The organism is Thalassococcus lentus (assembly GCF_028023555.1).
GTDB classification, from domain to species: Bacteria; Pseudomonadota; Alphaproteobacteria; order Rhodobacterales; family Rhodobacteraceae; genus Thalassococcus_A; species Thalassococcus_A lentus.
Map to the genome: position 1 here is coordinate 334,940 of NZ_JAQIOY010000003.1, position 18,400 is coordinate 353,339.

Sequence of the window (18,400 nt, forward strand, 5' to 3'; positions counted from 1 at the left end):
ATGGGAGCAGGTGTTACCAAATCTGGCGGCTCTGGCGGAAGCCGCAGGCGTCGGTCACGGCGCAGCGGCGGACAGCCCATGTCGGAAATCAACGTCACTCCCTTTGTGGACGTCATGCTGGTGTTGCTGATCATCTTCATGGTGGCTGCACCGATGCTGACGGTGGGCGTTCCAGTCGAATTGCCCAAAACCGCGGCGCAGGCCTTGCCTTCGGAAACCGAAGAGCCGCTCACAGTAACTTTGGGCGCGGACGGAACAGTCACGCTGCAAACAACGCCGATCGCACGCGAGGACTTGGTGCCGCGCCTACAGGCCATCGCGGCGGAACGTGCAGACGACCGGGTGTTCCTGCGTGCCGATGGCACTGTGCCTTACGAACAAGTCGCGCAGATCATGGGCGCGTTGAATGCGGGTGGCTTTTCCTCGATTGGATTGGTGACGGATATTGGTGGCCCGGCGTTCGACGGGCAGGGGAACTGAGGCGCGGGCCTTGTCCAAGGGAATATCCATATCCTTCGGAGCGCATGGACTTTTGATCCTTGGCATGTTGCTCGGCAATGTATTTCGGGCTGATCCGCCGGAAATGCAGGTCGCAGACGTGACTGTATTGTCAGAAGCTGAGTTTGCAGCCCTGACGCAACCTCAGGCCCCAGCCGAAAATCCAGCCGAAAATCCAGCTCCGGCACCGGCGCCGGAACCTGCACCTGTTCAACCCGACCCGCCCCCGGAGCCTGAACAACCGCCTGTTGCCCCAGAGCCTGAACCTGCGCCCGAGCCCGAGCCAGCCCCGCCAGAGCCTGAGCCATTGCCAGAGCCGGCACCGCTGCCTGATCCATTGCCCGACCCGCAGCCAGCACCAGAGCCGCAGCCATTGCCGCAGGTTCTGCCAACACCGCAACCAGTCGATCCGGCACCCGAGCAGCCAGAGGCCGAACCGGCCCCCTCTGATCCCTTGGCGCCTGTTACGTCGTTGCGTCCAAAACCACGCCCTGCGCCGCGCGTGGCCCCTGAACCTGTGGTGGCGCCACCCGATGACGCAACCGTTGATGACACAGTGCAGCAGGCCGCTGATGATCAGGCCGAAGCCCCGGATGTGGCCGAGGCGGAACAAGAGCAAACGGCACCCGAAGAGGCCGCTACCGAGATCGTCACCGAAGCAGAGCAGCCCGCCGCTGCAGCGCCCAGCCGGTCTTTGCGTCCACAGTTGCGTCCGCAACGTGTTGTTGATGCAGCACGCGCCGACCAGCAAAACCGGGACGAGGCGCAGGCCGCTCCGGCCCAACCATCGGTTGCGGAAGACGTCGAAGCGGCTTTGGCCGCCGCGCTCGGAGGCGCTGACGCGGCACCTGCCAGCGACAGTGGGCCGCCGCTGACACGGGGCGAACGCGAAGGTCTGCGCTTTGCCGTGCAGCAGTGTTGGGTTGTCGATGTGGGCAGTCAGGCCGCAAACGTAACCGTTGTCTTGGGTTTCGACATGGAGCGCGATGGCTCCGTGGTGGCATCCAGCCTGCGCATGATCGACAGCTCTGGTGGAGCAGGCCCGGCGGTGCAATCGGCCTTTCAGTCGGCCCGCCGCGCGGTGCTGCGCTGTCAGGATCGGTTCGACCTGCCCGAAGAAAAGTATGAACAGTGGAAGTCGATCGAGATGACGTTCAACCCTGCAGATATGCGTTTGCGTTGATGCAGAGCGTTGGCAAATCCCCGCCGCTTGACGGTGATGGTAAAGTTTCGCGCGTGTTTGTTCCGCGTTATGGTGCACAAAGGCAGGCGAAAGACCTGCCCGTCAAAAGAGCAGATCCCCGAAGGAGGGACAGGATGAACAGGATTGTCGTGTCATTGATGCTGGCCGCAGCCATGCTGCTAAGCCCAGCCATCACCTTGGCGCAAAGCGGGCCTTTGCGGATTGAAATCACTGAAGGCGTCGTTGAACCGATGCCCTATGCGGTGCCCAGTTTTGTTGCCGAAACGCCAGAGGCCCAGCAATACGCCGATCAGGTCAGCCGGGTCGTAGCCGAGGATCTGACCGGAACAGGGTTGTTCCGCGAAGTTCCGCGCGACGCGCATATCTCTTCGGTCACGAGTTTTGCAGCGCCGGTGGCCTTTGCCGATTGGAAGGCCATCAACGCGCAGGCCCTGATTACCGGCGCGGTGAGCACCGATGGCAGTGGACGAGTGGTGGTCAAGTTCCGCGTCTGGGATGTCTTTGCCGGTCAAGAGCTGGGGCAGGGGATGCAGTTCGCTTCAACGGCGGATGGATGGCGCCGGCTGGCTCATAAAGTGGCCGATCAGGTCTATGCACGCCTGACCGGCGAAAGCCCTTATTTCGATAGCCGTGTGGTCTTTGTCTCTGAGACCGGACCCAAGAATGAACGGGCCAAGCGCCTAGGCATCATGGATTATGACGGTGCGAACGTGCAGTATCTGACCTCGGATCAAAGCATTGTTCTTGCACCGCGATTTTCGCCGAACGGTGATCGTGTTCTCTACACCAGCTATGAAACAGGCTTTCCGCGGGTACATGTTCTGACGGTGGGCGACGTCCAGAGCCGCATCCTGCAGTCCGGCGATGGCGTCATGAGCTTTGCACCGCGGTTTTCGCCAGACGCCCGCACCGTGATCTATTCCCTGACCCAAGGATCGAACACGGACATCTGGGCCATGGATATCGCAACCGGTGCGACCCGGCGCCTGACATCCAGTCCTTCCATTGAGACAGCGCCCAGCTACTCGCCCGATGGCAGCAGGATCGTCTTTGAATCCGATCGGTCGGGCACGCAGCAGCTGTACATCATGTCGGCGGCTGGCGGCGAAGCGACACGCATCAGTTTTGGTCAGGGTCGCTACGGCACGCCGGTCTGGTCGCCGCGTGGCGATCTGATCGCTTTTACCAAGCAAAACGCAGGGCGGTTCCATATCGGCGTGATGCGGACCGATGGTTCCGAAGAGCGGCTTTTGACTGCTTCCTTCCTCGATGAAGGCCCGACTTGGGCCCCCAATGGCCGCGTGATCATGTTTGCACGTGAAACCCAGGGCGCGCAGGGGGCCTCCGCTTTGTACTCGGTCGATATCTCCGGACGTAACCTCAAGCGGGTTCGCACCCCGGCAGGCGCGTCCGATCCAAGCTGGGGACCGCTGCAATGACAGGCCATCACGCTTTCGCGGCCCCCGATTCCCATAACGACTGCGCCATGCTAGACTGGCGCAAAATCAGAGCAGGACAGTGATATGAACACTTTCACCAAGGCTATTCTTTTGGTTGCCGCGCTGGGCGCGTCGGCCTGTACCAATCCCAATCGGTTTGGCGACGCGGATGCAGGTGCCGGCATCGACACCGCGGCGCGTGACCAGAACGCGATTATTCCGGGCAGCGTCAACGATCCGACCTCGGTGGCTTATTTTCAGCAGGCCGTCGGCGATCGCGTGCTGTTTGCCGTCGATCAGTCAACCCTGACCGCCGAAGGCCGGACAACTCTGGACGGTCAGGCCCAATGGCTGCTGGTCAACTCTGACTACCTGGCTGTGATCGAAGGCCATGCCGATGAGCAGGGCACACGCGAATACAACCTCGCACTGGGTGCACGCCGGGCAAACGCCGTCATGGAATATCTCGTGTCACGGGGCGTTCCGGCAAACCGCCTGAAGTTTGTCAGCTACGGCAAAGAGCGCCCGATCGAGATTTGTTCGGAAGAGGCGTGTTACGCCAAGAACCGTCGCGCTGTTACGATTATCAGCGCCGGCAGCGGCTTGACTGGCTAAGGCCATGATGATGCGCTTTGTCTTCGCACTGGTTCTGGGGCTGAGCGCCGGCGGCATGGCCCCGGCGCAACAATCCGAGACGCTCGCCGATATTCGGCAGGACCTTTCGATCCTGTTTGCCGAATTGCAAAGGCTGCGGACCGAACTCAGCACGACGGGCGCAAGTTCGGTGCAAACCGGTGGCGCCATGCTGGATCGGGTCAATGTGATCGAAGCGGAACTGCAGCGCATCACCGCCAAAACCGAAGAACTGGAGTTCCGCATCAATCAGGTGGTGCGGGACGGGACAAATCGCGTTGGCGATCTTGAGTTCCGCCTTTGTGAATTGGAACCGGGTTGCGATATCGGCAGCCTCGGCGACACGCCGCGATTGGGCGGGGATGCAGTTCCGGCGCCGGTGCAGGCCGCTGCCGCAGCGCCCGCTGCGACGGACGCCCTGCCATCTGAAGGCGGTGAACTGGCCATCAGCGAAGAGGCAGATTTCCGCGCGGCACAGCAAGCCTTGGATGATGGTGATTTCCAGGCAGCGGCGCGCATGTTCGCGCAGTTTCGTGAGATTTACCCGCAAGGTCCACTGGATGCCGCAGCCTTGCTGGGCGAAGGGCGCGCATTGGAAGGCGCTGGCGACACCCGGGAGGCGGCCCGGCGCTATTTGCAGGCCTATTCTGGATACCCTGAGGCGCGTGTCGCGCCTGAAACGCTCTGGCGGTTGGGCCTGTCACTTGCGGCGCTGGGCAGTGTGCCCGAGGCTTGTGTGACGTTGTCAGAAGTCGGTGGTCGCTATCCGCAATCGGACTTTGCCAGTCGCGCTCAAACCAGCCGCGACGAACTTGGTTGCTCTTGACGCACCAGACATGGTTGCACCCAGGCTGTGAAACATGCTCGTTCATGACATGAGCCTCGATTCCAGATTTGCCGAAGCGATGGGCCAATTGCTTGGCCCTGATTTCCCGACCGATATTGCCTTGGCCGTATCCGGTGGGGGCGATAGCATGGCAATGCTGACCCTCGCCCATAACTGGAGCCATCGCTGGGGCGTGCGGTTGCACGTCGTGACGATCGACCACGGGCTTCGCGCTGGCAGTGCAGCCGAGGCGCAAATGGTCGCTGACGAATGCAAGGCACTTGGCTGGCCGCACACGACACTGCGTTGGCACTGGGACGGGCAGGGCAATGTCATGGATGCTGCCCGGCGCGCGCGCTTGGATCTGATTGATCGCTGGCGCGGGGTGCTGTGCCATGTGCTGATGGCGCATACTGCGGACGATGTGGCGGAAACCTTTGTGATGCGTCTGATGCGAGGCTCGGGTGTAGAAGGGCTTTCGGCGATGGCAGAGGCGCGAACGGTGCGGATGACCGGCGTGCGGTCTGCAGTTCCAGCAGCGGATATCACCGGCCCGTTGCCGTCCCAAGGGAACCCGGCCAAAGGCGTTCTGACACGGCCCGGCAGTTTTCACATCCTGCGACCTTGTCTCGGGATGCGCCGCGACGAGCTGCGTCATTATTTGAAGACCCTCAAAGGGCGCTGGGTCGAAGACCCAACCAACGAAGACCCACGCTATGCACGAAGTCGCGTGCGTCAGTTCTTGCAGGGCGGTGACTGGGATATTGAGAACCTCATCTCTACTGCGCAACACATGGAGCGTGCCTCTGCCGCGTTGCGTGCAAGGGCCATAGATGTGCACAAAACGCTGGTGGCAGATCTGGGGCAGACCTCAGCTTTGACCGGGGACATCCTATGGGACCGTGCGACATTCGAAACGGTGGAACGCGACACGCAGCTACGCCTTCTGGCTGGCGCGCTGCAATTTGTTTCCAGCGCCGAATACAGGCCAAGGTTCGATCCCTTGGAGGACCTGTTGGACCGAGTTCTGGCAGGCGGCGGCGGGACTCTGCATGGCTGCGAGGCACGGGCCGAGCGCGATGTGATCCGCGTCTGGCGTGAATATGCGGCCGTGCGTGATCTGACGACCGAAGTGGGGGATGGTACGCTTTGGGATGGTCGCTGGCGCGTTTTTGACAGTGCGCTGCGCGGTGCATCGGTACGCGCCTTGGGCGAAGACGGCTGGGCACAGATCAAGGAAAAGCCTAAGGCCGCGCCGCCCTTTCACGCCGCCCGCAGCCTTCCCGCAATTTGGCAGGATGATCAGGTAATGGCCTGCGATGCATTGGGCGTCGGGAGTGGGTTCACAGCATCACTTTGGCCAATGGGCCGCGAATTGTTCAGTTTTAAGGCTTTTCTGTCAGGCCAATCGTAGCGTTTCGCATTGAACCACGCTCGGGACTGTCTATGTTAACTGCCAACAGCGCCACTCCCGCGCTTTTCACCCATTCAAAGGAGTTTTCCCTTGGGCAACGCTCGTAATATCGCCTTCTGGGTCGTCCTGTTTCTTCTGATCTTGTCACTCTTCAACCTGTTCTCGGACGGTAGTGGCAGTGTTCAGAACGCCGAAGCGGCTAGCTATTCGGAATTCGTGCGCGCAGTTGAGGACAAGCAAGTCGCCTCGGCTGTGATCGACGGCGAAAAGGTTCGCTACCGCACCAACGGTGGGCAGGACTTTGTGGTCATCAAACCCGAAGACGCCGAAATCACCAATTTGCTGATCGACAACAACGTGCCGGTCCGGGCCGAGCAACAAGAGCAGTCGGGCTTCCAGTCCTTCTTGTTGTCGCTCTTGCCCTTCCTGCTGCTGATCGGGGTTTGGATCTACTTCATGAACCGTATGCAGGGCGGCGGCAAAGGTGGGGCCATGGGCTTTGGAAAGTCCAAGGCCAAGTTGCTGACCGAAAAGCATGGTCGCGTCACCTTTGATGACGTGGCAGGCATCGACGAGGCCAAGGAAGAGCTTGAAGAGATCGTGGAATTTCTGCGCAACCCGCAGAAGTTCAGCCGTCTGGGCGGCAAGATCCCAAAAGGCGCTCTGCTTGTCGGCCCTCCGGGCACCGGTAAAACGCTGCTTGCACGCTCTGTCGCAGGCGAAGCTGGCGTGCCTTTCTTCACCATTTCTGGTTCTGACTTTGTGGAAATGTTCGTCGGTGTGGGTGCATCCCGTGTGCGCGACATGTTCGAGCAGGCCAAGAAGAACGCCCCTTGCATCGTCTTTATCGATGAAATCGACGCTGTAGGCCGGGCCCGTGGTCAAGGCTATGGCGGCGGCAACGACGAACGTGAACAGACGTTGAACCAGTTGCTGGTTGAAATGGACGGCTTTGAGGCCAACGAGGGTGTTATCATCATCGCAGCCACAAACCGCCGCGATGTTCTTGACCCAGCGCTGTTGCGGCCGGGCCGTTTCGACCGTCAGGTGACGGTTGGAAATCCCGATATCAAAGGCCGTGAGAAGATCCTTGGTGTTCATGCGCGCAAGACGCCGCTTGGCCCCGATGTGGATCTGCGGATCATCGCACGCGGCACGCCCGGCTTCTCCGGTGCTGATCTGGCGAACCTCGTGAACGAAGCTGCGCTTGGCGCAGCCCGTGTGGGCCGCAGGTTTGTCACGATGGAAGATTTCGAAAGCGCCAAGGACAAGGTCATGATGGGCGCTGAGCGCCGGTCGATGGTCCTGACCGATGAGCAAAAGGAAAAAACCGCCTACCACGAAGCGGGCCACGCTGTTGTTGGTCTGGCGCTTCCGCAGTGTGATCCGGTCTACAAGGCCACGATCATTCCGCGCGGCGGTGCGTTGGGTATGGTCGTTTCCCTGCCCGAGATTGATCGCCTGAACTGGCACAAGTCCGAGTGTGAGGAAAAGCTGGCCATGACCATGGCGGGCAAGGCGGCCGAAATCATCAAGTATGGCGAAGAGAATGTGTCCAACGGTCCGGCTGGCGATATCCAGCAGGCATCCGCACTTGCACGTGCCATGGTTCTGCAGTGGGGGATGTCCGACAAGGTCGGAAATATCGACTATCGTGAAGCAGCCGAAGGCTATTCCGGCAACACCGCTGGCCTGTCTGTTTCGGCCCACACCAAGGAACTGATCGAAGACGAAGTGCGCCGCTTCATCACTGAGGCCTATGATCGTGCCTTTCAGATCCTGACCGACAAGAACGCGGAATGGGAACGTCTCGCGCAGGGGCTTTTGGAATATGAAACCCTGACCGGTGACGAAATCAAACGCGTGATGAACGGTGAACCACCGCATTCCGACGATGGTGACGGTGGCAGCGCTGAGCTTGAGAAAAAGCCAAGCATCACGGCCATTCCGAAAACCAAGGCCAAGGCAAAGCCCGCAGATGACGGTGGCATGGAGCCCGAACCGTCCGCCTAAAGGCGATCTGCCAGACACGCAAATACCCCGGGCCTCTGGTCCGGGTTATTTTCTTTTGTGGATGGACCTTGGCCAGCGAGGGTGTTTTTCTGCAATCCGTTGTCGCCAAGAAAAACCAAATCCAACCCTGACCGGAGCCGACCATGCCAGCCCTGAAACCGACTGATTTCCGCGCCACCATTGTCTGGCTGGGCTGCGTTCCAAAGCAAGGCGATGGCCTGCAAGCGGAAGAGTGTCAAAGCCTCGAATTGGATTGGGCGGGCCCTGTGGGTGAACGCCACGCCGGATTGACAAGGCCTTCGTGTTCCCGGGTCACCTCGCAGCACACGCGCGGCACTGAGATTGCGAACGCGCGCCAGTTGTCTGTTCTGTCCGCCGAAGAGATGGACGCCATCGCAGCCGAGATGGGGCTGGATACGCTGGATCCGCGATATCTTGGCGTCAGTCTTCTGCTAAAGGGGATACCCGATTTCACCCATGTCCCACCATCGTCTCGTTTGCAGGCACCGGATGGGGCCACCATCGTGATCGACATGGAAAACAGACCCTGCGTATTGCCCGGCCGGGAAATCGAAGTGGACAAGCCGGGATTTGGCGCGCGGTTCAAATCTGCGGCCAAAGGACGGCGCGGCGTGACAGCTTGGGTCGAACGTCCGGGCATGCTGAAAATCGGCGATACTCTTCGGCTTCACATCCCTGATCAGCCCGCGTGGCAGCCAGGCGGCTGATTGTTCAGAGGTCCAGCATCCGGCACAGTGTAGCCATGGTCTCGTCTTCCTGCGCCGAGACTTCGGCCACGCGTGACCGGAACAAGGTTGCCTGACTGCGCAGAATTGGCGCGTCGGTCAAAACCTTCAGGTGGTTTGCGCGCAGGGTTTCACCCGTTGATGTGATGTCGGCAACAGCTTCGGCCGTCAGGTTCGCGACGGTGCCCTCTGTCGCGCCCTGACTGTCGACCAGCCGGTAATCTGCGACGCCCCCGGCGCGCAGATAGTCGCGCACCAGTCGGTGATACTTGGTTGCGATGCGCATTCGCATCCCATGCACCGAGCGAAACGCGGCGGCCGCAGCATCCAGATCATCCAAGGTGTCGACATCGACCCAGGCACTAGGCACGGCGAGGATCAGGTCGGCATGCCCAAATCCCAGTTCGGCCAATGGCTCGACCTTTTGATCCCATCGCACCAGTTTTTCGCGGATCAGATCGGTGCCTGTTACACCCAGATGGATGCGCCCGGCTGCAAGTTCGCGTGGGATTTCGCCTGCCGACAGGAGCACGAGGCTGACCCCATCAATCCCTTCGACCGCGCCAGCGTATTCCCGGTCTGATCCCGTGCGCGACAGGGCCACGCCACGAGATCCGAACCATTCGAACGTCTTTTCCATCAATCGGCCCTTGGAGGGAACGCCAAGCTTGATGCTCATGACCGATCCTCCAACGCGATAAGCAGGTCAGGGCGGATCACGCCACCGACCGCAGGAATTTCAGCGCCATTGCCCAAGCGATGGGTCAGGGCGTCATAGCGGCCGCCGGTTGCCACAGGGGGCAAATCAGGCTGCGCCTCGGCGATAAAGCCAAAGACGAACCCGTCGTAATATTCCATCGAGGTCCGGCCAAAGCTGCCTTCGAAGGCAAGCGCATCCACATTCACGCCAAGCGCAGACAGTGCGCTGCAGCGCGTCTCGAACCGGTCCAGTGCCGGTGACAATGCGGGCATGTCGCTGGACAGGGCGCGCAATTGCCCCAGCGCGGCGGCGCAGGATGCCTTGACGGATAGCACCGCATCAATCAACGCGACCTGTTCTTCTGACAGCGGTGGCTCTTTGGCGTCGGCCCGAAGTGCCGCGATCCGTGTTTCGATCTCAGCGCGGCTGCGCCGACCAATCATTGGCCCGGCTGATGCCATCGGGTCGGATTGAGCCAACAATGCCGCGCGGCTTTCGGGGATCGGGCTTTTGCCAGAGAACCGATCCAGAAGGGCGCGAAAACGGCGTGGCCGCCAGATATGCCGCATCAATGCAGCGCGTCTGGCTTCAGAAGTTTTCAGACCCGACACCGCCGCGGTGAGAATACCGATATCCCCGGTTATGGCGCGCAGACCATACGGTTTCAGAAGCTCGCCGATCTTGGCAAAGACCTCGGCATCCGAGGCTGCGGGATCGGCGCGATCGAACAATTCATAGCCGACTTGCAGATATTCCGACGCGCGTTCCAGATCGTCTTCCTGTCGGCGAAACACCTCTCCGGCATAGGTGTAGCGCGCTGGTTCAGCGCCGCCTTTCATGTGCATCTGAACCACGGGAACGGTGAAATCAGGCCGCAACATCATTTCGCCGCGTGCAGGATCCGCGGTGACATAGGCGCGTGCCCGCATGTCTTCGCCGTAAAGGTCGAGAAGCGTTTCAGCCGACTGCAGGATGGCCGGATCGACAACCGCCGCACCTGCCGCTTCGAAACGGCTGCGCAAATCGTGCGCCATTTGCCGTGCGCGCTGGTTCATGCCTGACTGTCCAGTATCTCGCGCACCTTGGACACCAGCTGATCGCGCGGAACCTCGTACTGGCTTGGCCGGTCTTTCCATTCTTCCAGCGTCGCATTCTCGGCGATCTTCGCACCCAGAACCAGATCCTTGATCTGCACGACGCCAGCGTCTTTTTCATCCCCGCCTTCAATAACGGCAACCGGGCTCTGCCGCTTGTCTGCGTATTTGAGCTGATTGCCGAAGTTCTTCGGGTTCCCAAGATAGACTTCGGCACGGATCCCGGCATTGCGAAGCTCAGCGACCATGGCCTGATAGTCGGCCATCCGGGCACGATCCATGACGGTCACCACCACAGGGCCCTGTGCGACCTCTGACATGCGCCCTTTTTCACGCAAAGCGGCCAACAGCCGGTCAACACCAATGGAAACACCGGTTGCCGGAACTTCCTGACCTGTGAACCGTTTGACCAGATCATCATAGCGTCCGCCGCCGGACACTGATCCGAATTGCCGCTTGCGACCCTTTTCATCCAGAATTTCAAAGGTCAGCTCTGCTTCGTAGACTGGGCCCGTATAGTACCCCAGCCCACGTACCACCGACGGATCAATGTCAATTCGGTCGGGACCATAGCCTTGTGCGTCGAGCAAAGTGGCCATGGTTTCAAGCTCGTCCACCCCGGCAGCACCGATCGCACTGCTGCCAATGGCATCACGCAGGTTCGCCAGGGTTTTGGCAGCATCTGCGCCTTTGGATGTCAGAAAGGCCAGCACGGGTCCGGCCTGGTCATCGCTTAGTCCGACGCCATCGATATAGGCGCCAGAGGCATCGAGGCGGCCTTTGCCGAGCAATTCACGCACACCGGATTCGCCGACCTTGTCGAATTTGTCGATCGTGCGCAGCACGGCATCGCGTTGCGTATCATCATCCAGCCCCATGGTTTCCAGAACACCATTGAGCACTTTGCGGTTGTTGACCCGGACAAGGTAGTCGCCGTGCGGAATGCCCACGCGTTCCAGCGTGTCGGACAGCATCGCACAAATCTCGGCGTCTGCCGCAACAGAAGGGGCGCCGACAGTGTCTGCATCACACTGGTAGAATTGGCGATAGCGACCGGGGCCCGGTTTTTCATTGCGCCAGACCGGCCCCATTGCATAGCGCCGGTAGGGCGTTGGCAGGTCGTTGCGGTGCTGGGCGTACACGCGCGCGAGGGGCGCTGTCAGGTCATAGCGAAGGGCCATCCATGCGTCGTCTTCGTCCTGCCAGGCAAACACGCCTTCGTTCGGGCGATCAACATCTGGCAGGAACTTTCCAAGCGCTTCAACCGTTTCAACCGCACTGCTTTCCAGCGCATCAAAACCGTATTGGTGATAAACCTCGGCAATTGTGCGAAGCATTTCGGTGCGCTGCGTCACCTCGACGCCGAAATAGTCGCGAAAACCCTTTGGTGTGACCGCCTTGGGGCGCGGGGCTTTTTTCTGTTTGGCCATGGCTTTCACCGCCTTAAAAATCTGTTGCGACCCCTCTACCGCGCCACCTGCTTGGGGGCAAGCGATGCGGGGGCTTTGACCTTTGTGCGCGGCCTGCCTATGTCGGGGGTGCAGCACCAAGGGAGGCAGGACATGGCCGAGTCGCAGGACAAGATCGAAGAACGCCTCGCCTATCTTGAGCGAACGGTGGATGATTTATCGGACACGGTCGCGCGCCAAGATCGGGAAATTGCGGATCTGACCAGACGGGTGGCCATGTTGATGCAACGAGAAGCATCACGCGAGGCTGAAGGGTCGGGCGGCATTGTGCTGGCGGATGAGCGGCCCCCGCATTACTGATTTGAGCGCGGGACCTGCAAGTAAACGCCTGCGTGCCGGCGCAGATGGCACTGCTGACCGCTAGTTGGATTTCACATCCAATGCTTCGACACCACCGTCATGCAACAACAGGTTTTTCCATCGTGCCGCGCCACCAAAGCGTTCGTAGACGCTGACGAATACGGTGGTTTTCGCAAGCCGGTCCATCCGGCTGCCGCAAGGCTTTCCACTGCCGACACGGCAGACCTTGCTTTTGACCCGTTCATAGGCCCGGTCAGTTTCGGCCACAGGCATTGTCTTGCCTGCTGGGCTATAGCGCAATTGTTCGTAGGTTTGGGGCGCTCCAAAGACCACCAGCGCAGCACTGAACTGGCGCGCACAGCCATCGTCAAACCCAGTGATATAGAAGTTCCGCAAACCGGTTGATCCGGGCTTGCTGTCATACACAGTGTATCCGCGGCCACGTGCCGGATAGCTATCGGTCTTTTTGCCAAGCCGTGCGGCGGACACACCGCACAGACGTGCAATCTTTCCATAAGGCAGCGTCACCCCGGGACCAACTTGTTCATAGTCCGGATCACCGGGTTTGGGCGCGCGGGTATTCCGGCGCGCCGGGGCGTCGCGATCACCAGATGTGCCGCCGCCCGCAAAGAGCCCGCCCAGCAGCCCGCCGCGCGGTTTCGTCTCTGTATCTGCCGCGGCTTGGGGCGGCGCGGCTGCAGCGATGACTTCGGCTGGCGGCCCATCTTCTGTTTGAGTCGCGACTGCGGCCTCAACGTCTTGCTGGACGATATCATCGGCGACGTCCGCCTCTGAGCCGGGTTCTTCCACTTTCGCAGCGTCAGCCCTGCCTCGCAGGAAACCAAGCAAACCGCGCTTGGGTGTTTCTTTTTCGGCTTCGAGAACGGAATCGGGCGCAACCGTGCCATCGGCAATGGCCTCGGGCTGGGGACTTGCCAGCGCTTCGGCCTGTCCCGCTTCTTTGGCGACTTCAACGTCTGCAAGACGGGGCACGTCCCGCAGGGGATCGCTGCACGCAGTAAGCGTCATGCCAATTACAGCGCAAAGAGCGATGTGCCGCATTCTTTCCCTCCAACCCAATCAGAAGTCTTTTAGCGCCCCGCACTGTGGGGCGTCCACCAGATTGGTTGCGATGCGCGGATTGGCGCGTTCTGTTGCCGCGCCAATCCTCTAAATCGGGCTTTTTGGGTCAGAATTCTTCGACCAGCATCACGCCATCAAGCGACTTCACCGCCCCTTTGATTTCTGGGTTCACCGGAAATTGCTGCTGCAGGTCCAGTTCGACCTCACCGGGCAGGCCTGAGCCGGCCAGACACAAGTGCACTGGCCCACGCGGCGCATTGGGCAGCTGTTCGGCGGCGCGCCCCAAAACGGTTGCGATCTGTGGAATTGCGCTGTCTGTTTCGACAAATATCCTCAGGCCAGAAGTCCCGGCACCAGCCGCAACGGTATCGGCCGGTGCGACCGAGCGGCCCAGCAGTTTCAACTGGTCGCTTTCCATCGTTGCCTCGACTGTGACGATCACCTTTGCCCCGGTTTCCAGATATTCGCGGCTTTTTTCCAGTGACTCGGAGAACAAGGTGACTTCGAACGCGCCGGTTGGATCGGACAATTGGCAAAAGGCAAAACGATTGCCGCGCGCAGATTTCCGTTCTTGCCTTCCGGCAACTACGCCAGCCAGTTTTGCCAGATGGGGTCCGCGTTCCGCCTTGGCGGTCACCTCGTCCAATGTCATGCAGCCTTGCCGTTTCAGCGCGGGCATATAGTCATCAAGTGGATGGCCAGACAGATAGAAACCGACTGCCTTGAATTCCTCGGCCAATCGTTCTGCAGGCAGCCAGTCGGGGACAGGGCTGAGGCGCGGTTCCTGAAGATCATCTCCCGCTTCTCCAAACAGCGATACCTGCGCGCTGGCTTTTTGTTCATGAATGGCTGACGAATAAGCCACCAAAGCATCCAGACTGTCGAAAACGCGTCGCCGGTTGGGGTCCAGTATATCGAACGCTCCGGCGCGGGCCATCATCTCAAGAGGCCGTTTTCCAACCCGTTTCAGATCGACCCGCCGTGCCAGATCAAACAAGGTTGCAAACGGGCGGTCGCCGCGCCCGTCCACGACCAGTTTCATCGCATCCACGCCCACATTTTTCAAAGCGCCCAAGGCATAGACCAATGCCCCGTCTACAACATCAAAGGTGGCCAGAGACCGATTCACGCAGGGGGGGACCCAAGGCAGGCTCAGCCCTTTGCGGACTTCTTCAAAATAGACAGCCAGTTTATCGGTCAGATGGATATCGCAATTCATGACCCCGGCCATGAATTCGACAGGGTGGTTCGCCTTTAGCCAAGCGGTTTGATAGCTGACCACAGCGTAGGCAGCCGCATGGGATTTGTTGAAGCCGTAGTTTGCGAACTTCTCAAGCAGGTCAAAGACTTCCGAGGCTTTTTTCTTGTCGACACCGTTTTCCGCCGCACCTGTTTCGAACTTGGGGCGCTCGGCGTCCATCGCCTCTTTGATCTTTTTACCCATGGCGCGGCGAAGCAGGTCAGCGCCACCAAGGCTGTAGCCTGCCATCACCTGTGCGATCTGCATCACCTGTTCCTGATAGACGATGATGCCTTGGGTTTCTTCCAGGATGTGGTCGATGAGCGGATGAACCGAGGCGCGTTCCTTGAGCCCGTTTTTCACCTCGCAATAGGTTGGAATGTTTTCCATCGGACCGGGGCGGTACAGCGCCACAAGTGCAACGATGTCTTCGATACATGTGGGTTTCATGCGCTTGAGCGCATCCATCATGCCCGAGCTTTCAACCTGGAACACCGCGACCGTTTTGGCCGCCGCATACAGTTTGTAGGAGGCTTCGTCGTCAAGGGGGATGCCGCCTATATCGTTGGTCATCCCATCGGCAGGTTCGTACAATTCGGTGCCATCGGCGGCCACATGCAAAGAACGGTCCGATTTCAGGATCAGATCAACAGCGTTCTGAATGACGGTCAGGGTTTTGAGGCCCAGAAAGTCAAACTTGACCAATCCTGCCTGCTCCACCCATTTCATGTTGAATTGCGTGGCCGGCATGTCGGATCGCGGATCGCGATAGAGCGGAACCAGCGCATCCAGTGGACGGTCACCGATAACCACGCCCGCCGCGTGCGTTGAGGCATTCCGCAGCAGGCCTTCGACCTGCTGCCCATAAGTCAGCAGCCGGTCGACAACCTCTTCGCTCTTGGCTTCTTCTGCCAGACGCGGTTCATCCTTGAGGGCCTTTTCGATGCTGACGGGCTTTACGCCTTCGACTGGGATCATTTTCGACAGGCGATCCACCTGGCCGTAGGGCATCTGCAACACGCGGCCCACGTCGCGCACGGCAGCCTTGGACAGCAAGGCACCAAAGGTGATGATCTGCCCCACCTTGTCGCGGCCATATTTTTCCTGAACATACTGGATGACTTCTTCGCGACGGTCCATGCAGAAGTCGATGTCGAAATCGGGCATCGATACCCGTTCGGGATTCAGGAAGCGTTCGAACAGAAGCGAATAGCGCAGCGGATCGAGATCGGTGATCGTCAAGGCATAGGCGACCAGTGATCCGGCCCCGGAACCACGGCCCGGACCAACCGGAATGTGGTGATCTTTGGCCCATTTGATAAAGTCGGCAACGATCAGGAAGTAACCGGGGAAACCCATGCCTTCGATGATGCCCAGCTCAAACTCTAGCCGTTTTTCATAGTCCTCGACCGGGGCTGCATGCGGAATGACGGCCAGTCGCGCCTTGAGACCCTCGACAGCCTGACGGCGCAGTTCTTCGACTTCGTCATCGGCAAATTTGGGCAGGATCGGATCGCGGCGATAGGCCATGAAGGCACAGCGCTTTGCAATTTCAATCGTGTTTTCCAGCGCTTCAGGTAAATCAGCGAACAGAACTGCCATTTCCTGAGGCGTTTTCAGATAGTGCTGTGGGGTTAGTCGGCGTCTGGGTTCCTGCTGGTCCACATAGGCCCCTTCGGCAATGCAGATCAGCGCGTCATGCGCTTCGTACATGCTTTCCTTGGGGAAATAGACATCATTGGTTGCGACCAACGGCAGACCCATTTCATAGGCCATTTCGACAAAGCCGCGCTCCGTCAATCGCTCGGCCTCTGGCGGGCTGCCATCTTCGCGTGGATGTCGCTGCAATTCCACGTAGAGCCTATCACCAAACAGTTGCGCAAGCTGTGTCATCAGGGACTTTGCTGCAGGCGTTTGGCCCGCCTGCAGCAGGCGTCCGACAGGTCCGTCCGGCCCGCCCGTTAAGCAGATCACGTCTTCGCTGTGCTGGGCCAATTCCTCAAGCGTGACATGTGGCAGCTCTGAGCCTTCGCGCAGATACAGGCAGGAATTGAGCTTCATCAGATGCTCGTAGCCCGTTTCGGTTTGCGCCAGCAGTACTAAGGGCGCGGGCGGTTTGGGCCGCTCGCCGGGGGCAGGGGTGACATAGCGAAGATCAACCTGACAGCCCATGATCGGTTGCACACCCACGCCTGCCGCGCTGACACTGAATTCCAAAGCAGAAAACAGGTTGTTGGTGTCGGTTACTGCGACCGCGGGCATATCCATATCCGCACAAAGGCCGGGCAGCTTTTTCAGCCGAACGGCGCCTTCTAGAAGCGAATATTCCGTGTGGACGCGAAGATGGATGAATCGGGGATCAGTCATTGCAACACAGTATGCAGGGGGGCTTGTTTCCGGAACCCCAAAATGAAGATGAAATTTAACTGACTAAATTAATAAGGATTTACCTATGGAGTCTGACGTTGTATTTCGGCGTCACTAATACCTGACAAAAGGAATCAGTTAATATGACACGCACCACTTTCCTCGCGGCCTCCATGATGGTTTGCGCAACCGCTGCTCTTTCCTCGGGCGCTGGAGAAACCAAAGCCGAAGGTGTCTCATTTCTTGTGGATGGCGCTCTTACGTATGAGGTTTTCGAGGCATCCATTGAACACGTCGATCTTGCCGGTTGCCCTGCTCAGTTTGACCCTGACGTTGTCTTCTGTCGCATGACACTAGCCTCCGATCTGGCGCATGTCTTTGCCTTCAGCTTTGACGGAGATCAGCCGCTGCTGGCGGTGAAGAGCTATGAACTGGACGACGGTTTCCTACCGTTCTGAGCACTGGAATATTTGTTATCTATTTGGCTAAGTTTTTATTGCGCCGGCCTTGCTACTGGCATAACTTAGCCAAATGGATAACAATCTTGATCTCTTTTTTGCCGCTATCGCTGACCCAACACGGCGCGCCGTTGTCGAAAGGCTTGTCGAAGGCCCGGCCAGCGTTAGCGAATTGCATGCGCCTCATCAGATGGCGCTACCCTCTTTCATGAAGCATCTGGGCAAACTCGAAGAGGCCGGATTGGTGCGTTCTGTAAAATCAGGTCGCGTCCGCACACTGCATATCGAAGCTGCGCCCTTGGCCGATGCCGAAGCATGGCTGAATCGGCAGCGTGGCCAATGGAGCAGGCGTCTGGACAGATTGCAGGCGCTTGCCGAAGCCAATGAGGAGGTATCCCAATGACCCAGCCGACCGTCGTTTTTCAAATGAACCGTCATTTCACCATCACCAAGGATCGTTTATGGCATCTGCTGACGGACCCACACGCGCGCGAAATCTGGGGGGCTCCGTCGGATGAAGACACGCTAACGCTTGAGAAAGCAGACTTTCGCGAAGGTGGGCAGGAAAGACATCGCTGTGGACCAGCAGAAGAGCCCCAGTATTCAATCGACACGCATTGGTATCATATCGAAGCGCCTCAGTTGGCGTGTTTTTCAGAGACTGTGAGCGCGCAGGGGTTCCGGTTTGCGGTTTCGCTGGTGCGGTATCACCTTGCGGAAACGGATAGTGGAACGGACTTGGTTGTCGATGTCGCGGTCGCCGCGCTAACCGACGAAGATATGCGGGATGACTTCCAAAACGGTTGGACCAGTGGTCTGGATCGGTTGGCCAAATTGATTGCCGACAAGCAACTGTCCTGACGGAACTGCGATAATTTTCAGCGTGTTAGAGGTGTGCTCTATCCCTCTGTGGTTT

17 protein-coding genes are annotated in these 18,400 nt (G+C 59.3%); 12 read left to right on the plus strand and 5 right to left on the minus strand.

Annotated elements, in window-relative coordinates; translation table 11 throughout:
- The 8 genes from tolR to PFY00_RS10695 all read left to right on the plus strand — a co-directional run bounded on the left by tolR (position 1) and on the right by PFY00_RS10695 (position 8,755).
- Positions 1-480, plus strand: a complete 480-nt coding sequence (gene tolR, locus PFY00_RS10660) for a protein TolR (RefSeq protein ID WP_271432540.1) — start codon at positions 1-3, stop codon at positions 478-480.
- Positions 481-490: 10 nt separating this feature from the next.
- Complete coding sequence (locus PFY00_RS10665; protein WP_271432541.1) at positions 491-1,681, plus strand: cell envelope biogenesis protein TolA; 1,191 nt, start codon at positions 491-493, stop codon at positions 1,679-1,681.
- Positions 1,682-1,815: 134 nt separating this feature from the next.
- On the plus strand, positions 1,816-3,141 hold the full coding sequence (gene tolB, locus PFY00_RS10670; protein WP_271432542.1) for a Tol-Pal system beta propeller repeat protein TolB: 1,326 nt from the start codon (positions 1,816-1,818) through the stop codon (positions 3,139-3,141).
- An 84-nt stretch (positions 3,142-3,225) separates the two neighbouring features.
- A complete protein-coding gene (gene pal / locus PFY00_RS10675; RefSeq protein ID WP_271432543.1) occupies positions 3,226-3,756 on the plus strand; it encodes a peptidoglycan-associated lipoprotein Pal in 531 nt (176 codons plus the stop codon).
- 10 nt (positions 3,757-3,766) lie between these two features.
- Complete coding sequence (locus tag PFY00_RS10680) at positions 3,767-4,600, plus strand: tetratricopeptide repeat protein (RefSeq protein WP_408648462.1); 834 nt, start codon at positions 3,767-3,769, stop codon at positions 4,598-4,600.
- A gap of 49 nt (positions 4,601-4,649) precedes the next feature.
- Positions 4,650-6,014 (plus strand): tRNA lysidine(34) synthetase TilS, encoded by a 1,365-nt coding sequence (gene tilS / locus PFY00_RS10685; RefSeq protein WP_271432544.1) that lies wholly within the window; start codon positions 4,650-4,652, stop codon positions 6,012-6,014.
- A 90-nt stretch (positions 6,015-6,104) separates the two neighbouring features.
- The gene (gene ftsH, locus PFY00_RS10690; protein ID WP_271432545.1) at positions 6,105-8,027 is read left to right on the plus strand and encodes an ATP-dependent zinc metalloprotease FtsH; all 1,923 of its coding nucleotides are present in this window, start codon (positions 6,105-6,107) and stop codon (positions 8,025-8,027) included.
- Between the two features lie 143 nt (positions 8,028-8,170).
- Positions 8,171-8,755: an MOSC domain-containing protein gene (locus PFY00_RS10695; protein ID WP_271432546.1), complete on the plus strand. Its 585-nt coding sequence runs from the start codon at positions 8,171-8,173 to the stop codon at positions 8,753-8,755.
- 4 nt (positions 8,756-8,759) lie between these two features.
- Here the strand turns inward: PFY00_RS10695 and hisG are convergent, their stop codons facing one another.
- From hisG to hisS, 3 genes are read right to left on the minus strand one after another with little or no spacing between them, the layout of a single operon-like run.
- On the minus strand, positions 8,760-9,452 hold the full coding sequence (hisG, locus tag PFY00_RS10700; protein WP_271432547.1) for an ATP phosphoribosyltransferase: 693 nt from the start codon (positions 9,450-9,452) through the stop codon (positions 8,760-8,762).
- Complete coding sequence (locus PFY00_RS10705; RefSeq protein ID WP_271432548.1) at positions 9,449-10,528, minus strand: ATP phosphoribosyltransferase regulatory subunit; 1,080 nt, start codon at positions 10,526-10,528, stop codon at positions 9,449-9,451. Before PFY00_RS10705 ends, hisG begins: the two co-directional genes overlap by 4 nt.
- The gene (gene hisS, locus PFY00_RS10710; protein WP_271432549.1) at positions 10,525-11,997 is read right to left on the minus strand and encodes a histidine--tRNA ligase; all 1,473 of its coding nucleotides are present in this window, start codon (positions 11,995-11,997) and stop codon (positions 10,525-10,527) included. Before hisS ends, PFY00_RS10705 begins: the two co-directional genes overlap by 4 nt.
- A 132-nt stretch (positions 11,998-12,129) precedes the next feature.
- Here hisS and PFY00_RS10715 point away from each other — a divergent pair, with 132 nt between their 5' ends.
- Positions 12,130-12,336 (plus strand): SlyX family protein, encoded by a 207-nt coding sequence (locus PFY00_RS10715; protein ID WP_271432550.1) that lies wholly within the window; start codon positions 12,130-12,132, stop codon positions 12,334-12,336.
- Between the two features lie 60 nt (positions 12,337-12,396).
- On the opposite strand, the gene PFY00_RS10720 is transcribed toward PFY00_RS10715, so the two are convergent.
- On the minus strand, positions 12,397-13,365 hold the full coding sequence (locus tag PFY00_RS10720) for a hypothetical protein (RefSeq protein WP_271432551.1): 969 nt from the start codon (positions 13,363-13,365) through the stop codon (positions 12,397-12,399).
- A gap of 160 nt (positions 13,366-13,525) precedes the next feature.
- Positions 13,526-17,026, minus strand: coding sequence for a DNA polymerase III subunit alpha (gene dnaE / locus PFY00_RS10725; protein WP_271432552.1), 3,501 nt, complete (start codon positions 17,024-17,026; stop codon positions 13,526-13,528).
- Between the two features lie 143 nt (positions 17,027-17,169).
- Here dnaE and PFY00_RS10730 point away from each other — a divergent pair, with 143 nt between their 5' ends.
- The 3 genes from PFY00_RS10730 (at position 17,170) to PFY00_RS10740 (ending at position 18,345) form a co-directional block, all read left to right on the plus strand.
- Positions 17,170-17,484 carry a hypothetical protein gene (locus PFY00_RS10730; protein WP_271432553.1) on the plus strand — a complete coding sequence of 105 codons (315 nt, stop codon included), beginning with the start codon at positions 17,170-17,172 and terminating at the stop codon, positions 17,482-17,484.
- Between the two features lie 73 nt (positions 17,485-17,557).
- Positions 17,558-17,887: an ArsR/SmtB family transcription factor gene (locus tag PFY00_RS10735; RefSeq protein WP_271432554.1), complete on the plus strand. Its 330-nt coding sequence runs from the start codon at positions 17,558-17,560 to the stop codon at positions 17,885-17,887.
- The gene (locus PFY00_RS10740) at positions 17,884-18,345 is read left to right on the plus strand and encodes an SRPBCC domain-containing protein (protein WP_271432555.1); all 462 of its coding nucleotides are present in this window, start codon (positions 17,884-17,886) and stop codon (positions 18,343-18,345) included. The genes PFY00_RS10735 and PFY00_RS10740 overlap by 4 nt, the downstream gene beginning before the upstream one ends.
- The last annotated feature ends 55 nt before the right edge of the window (positions 18,346-18,400 follow it).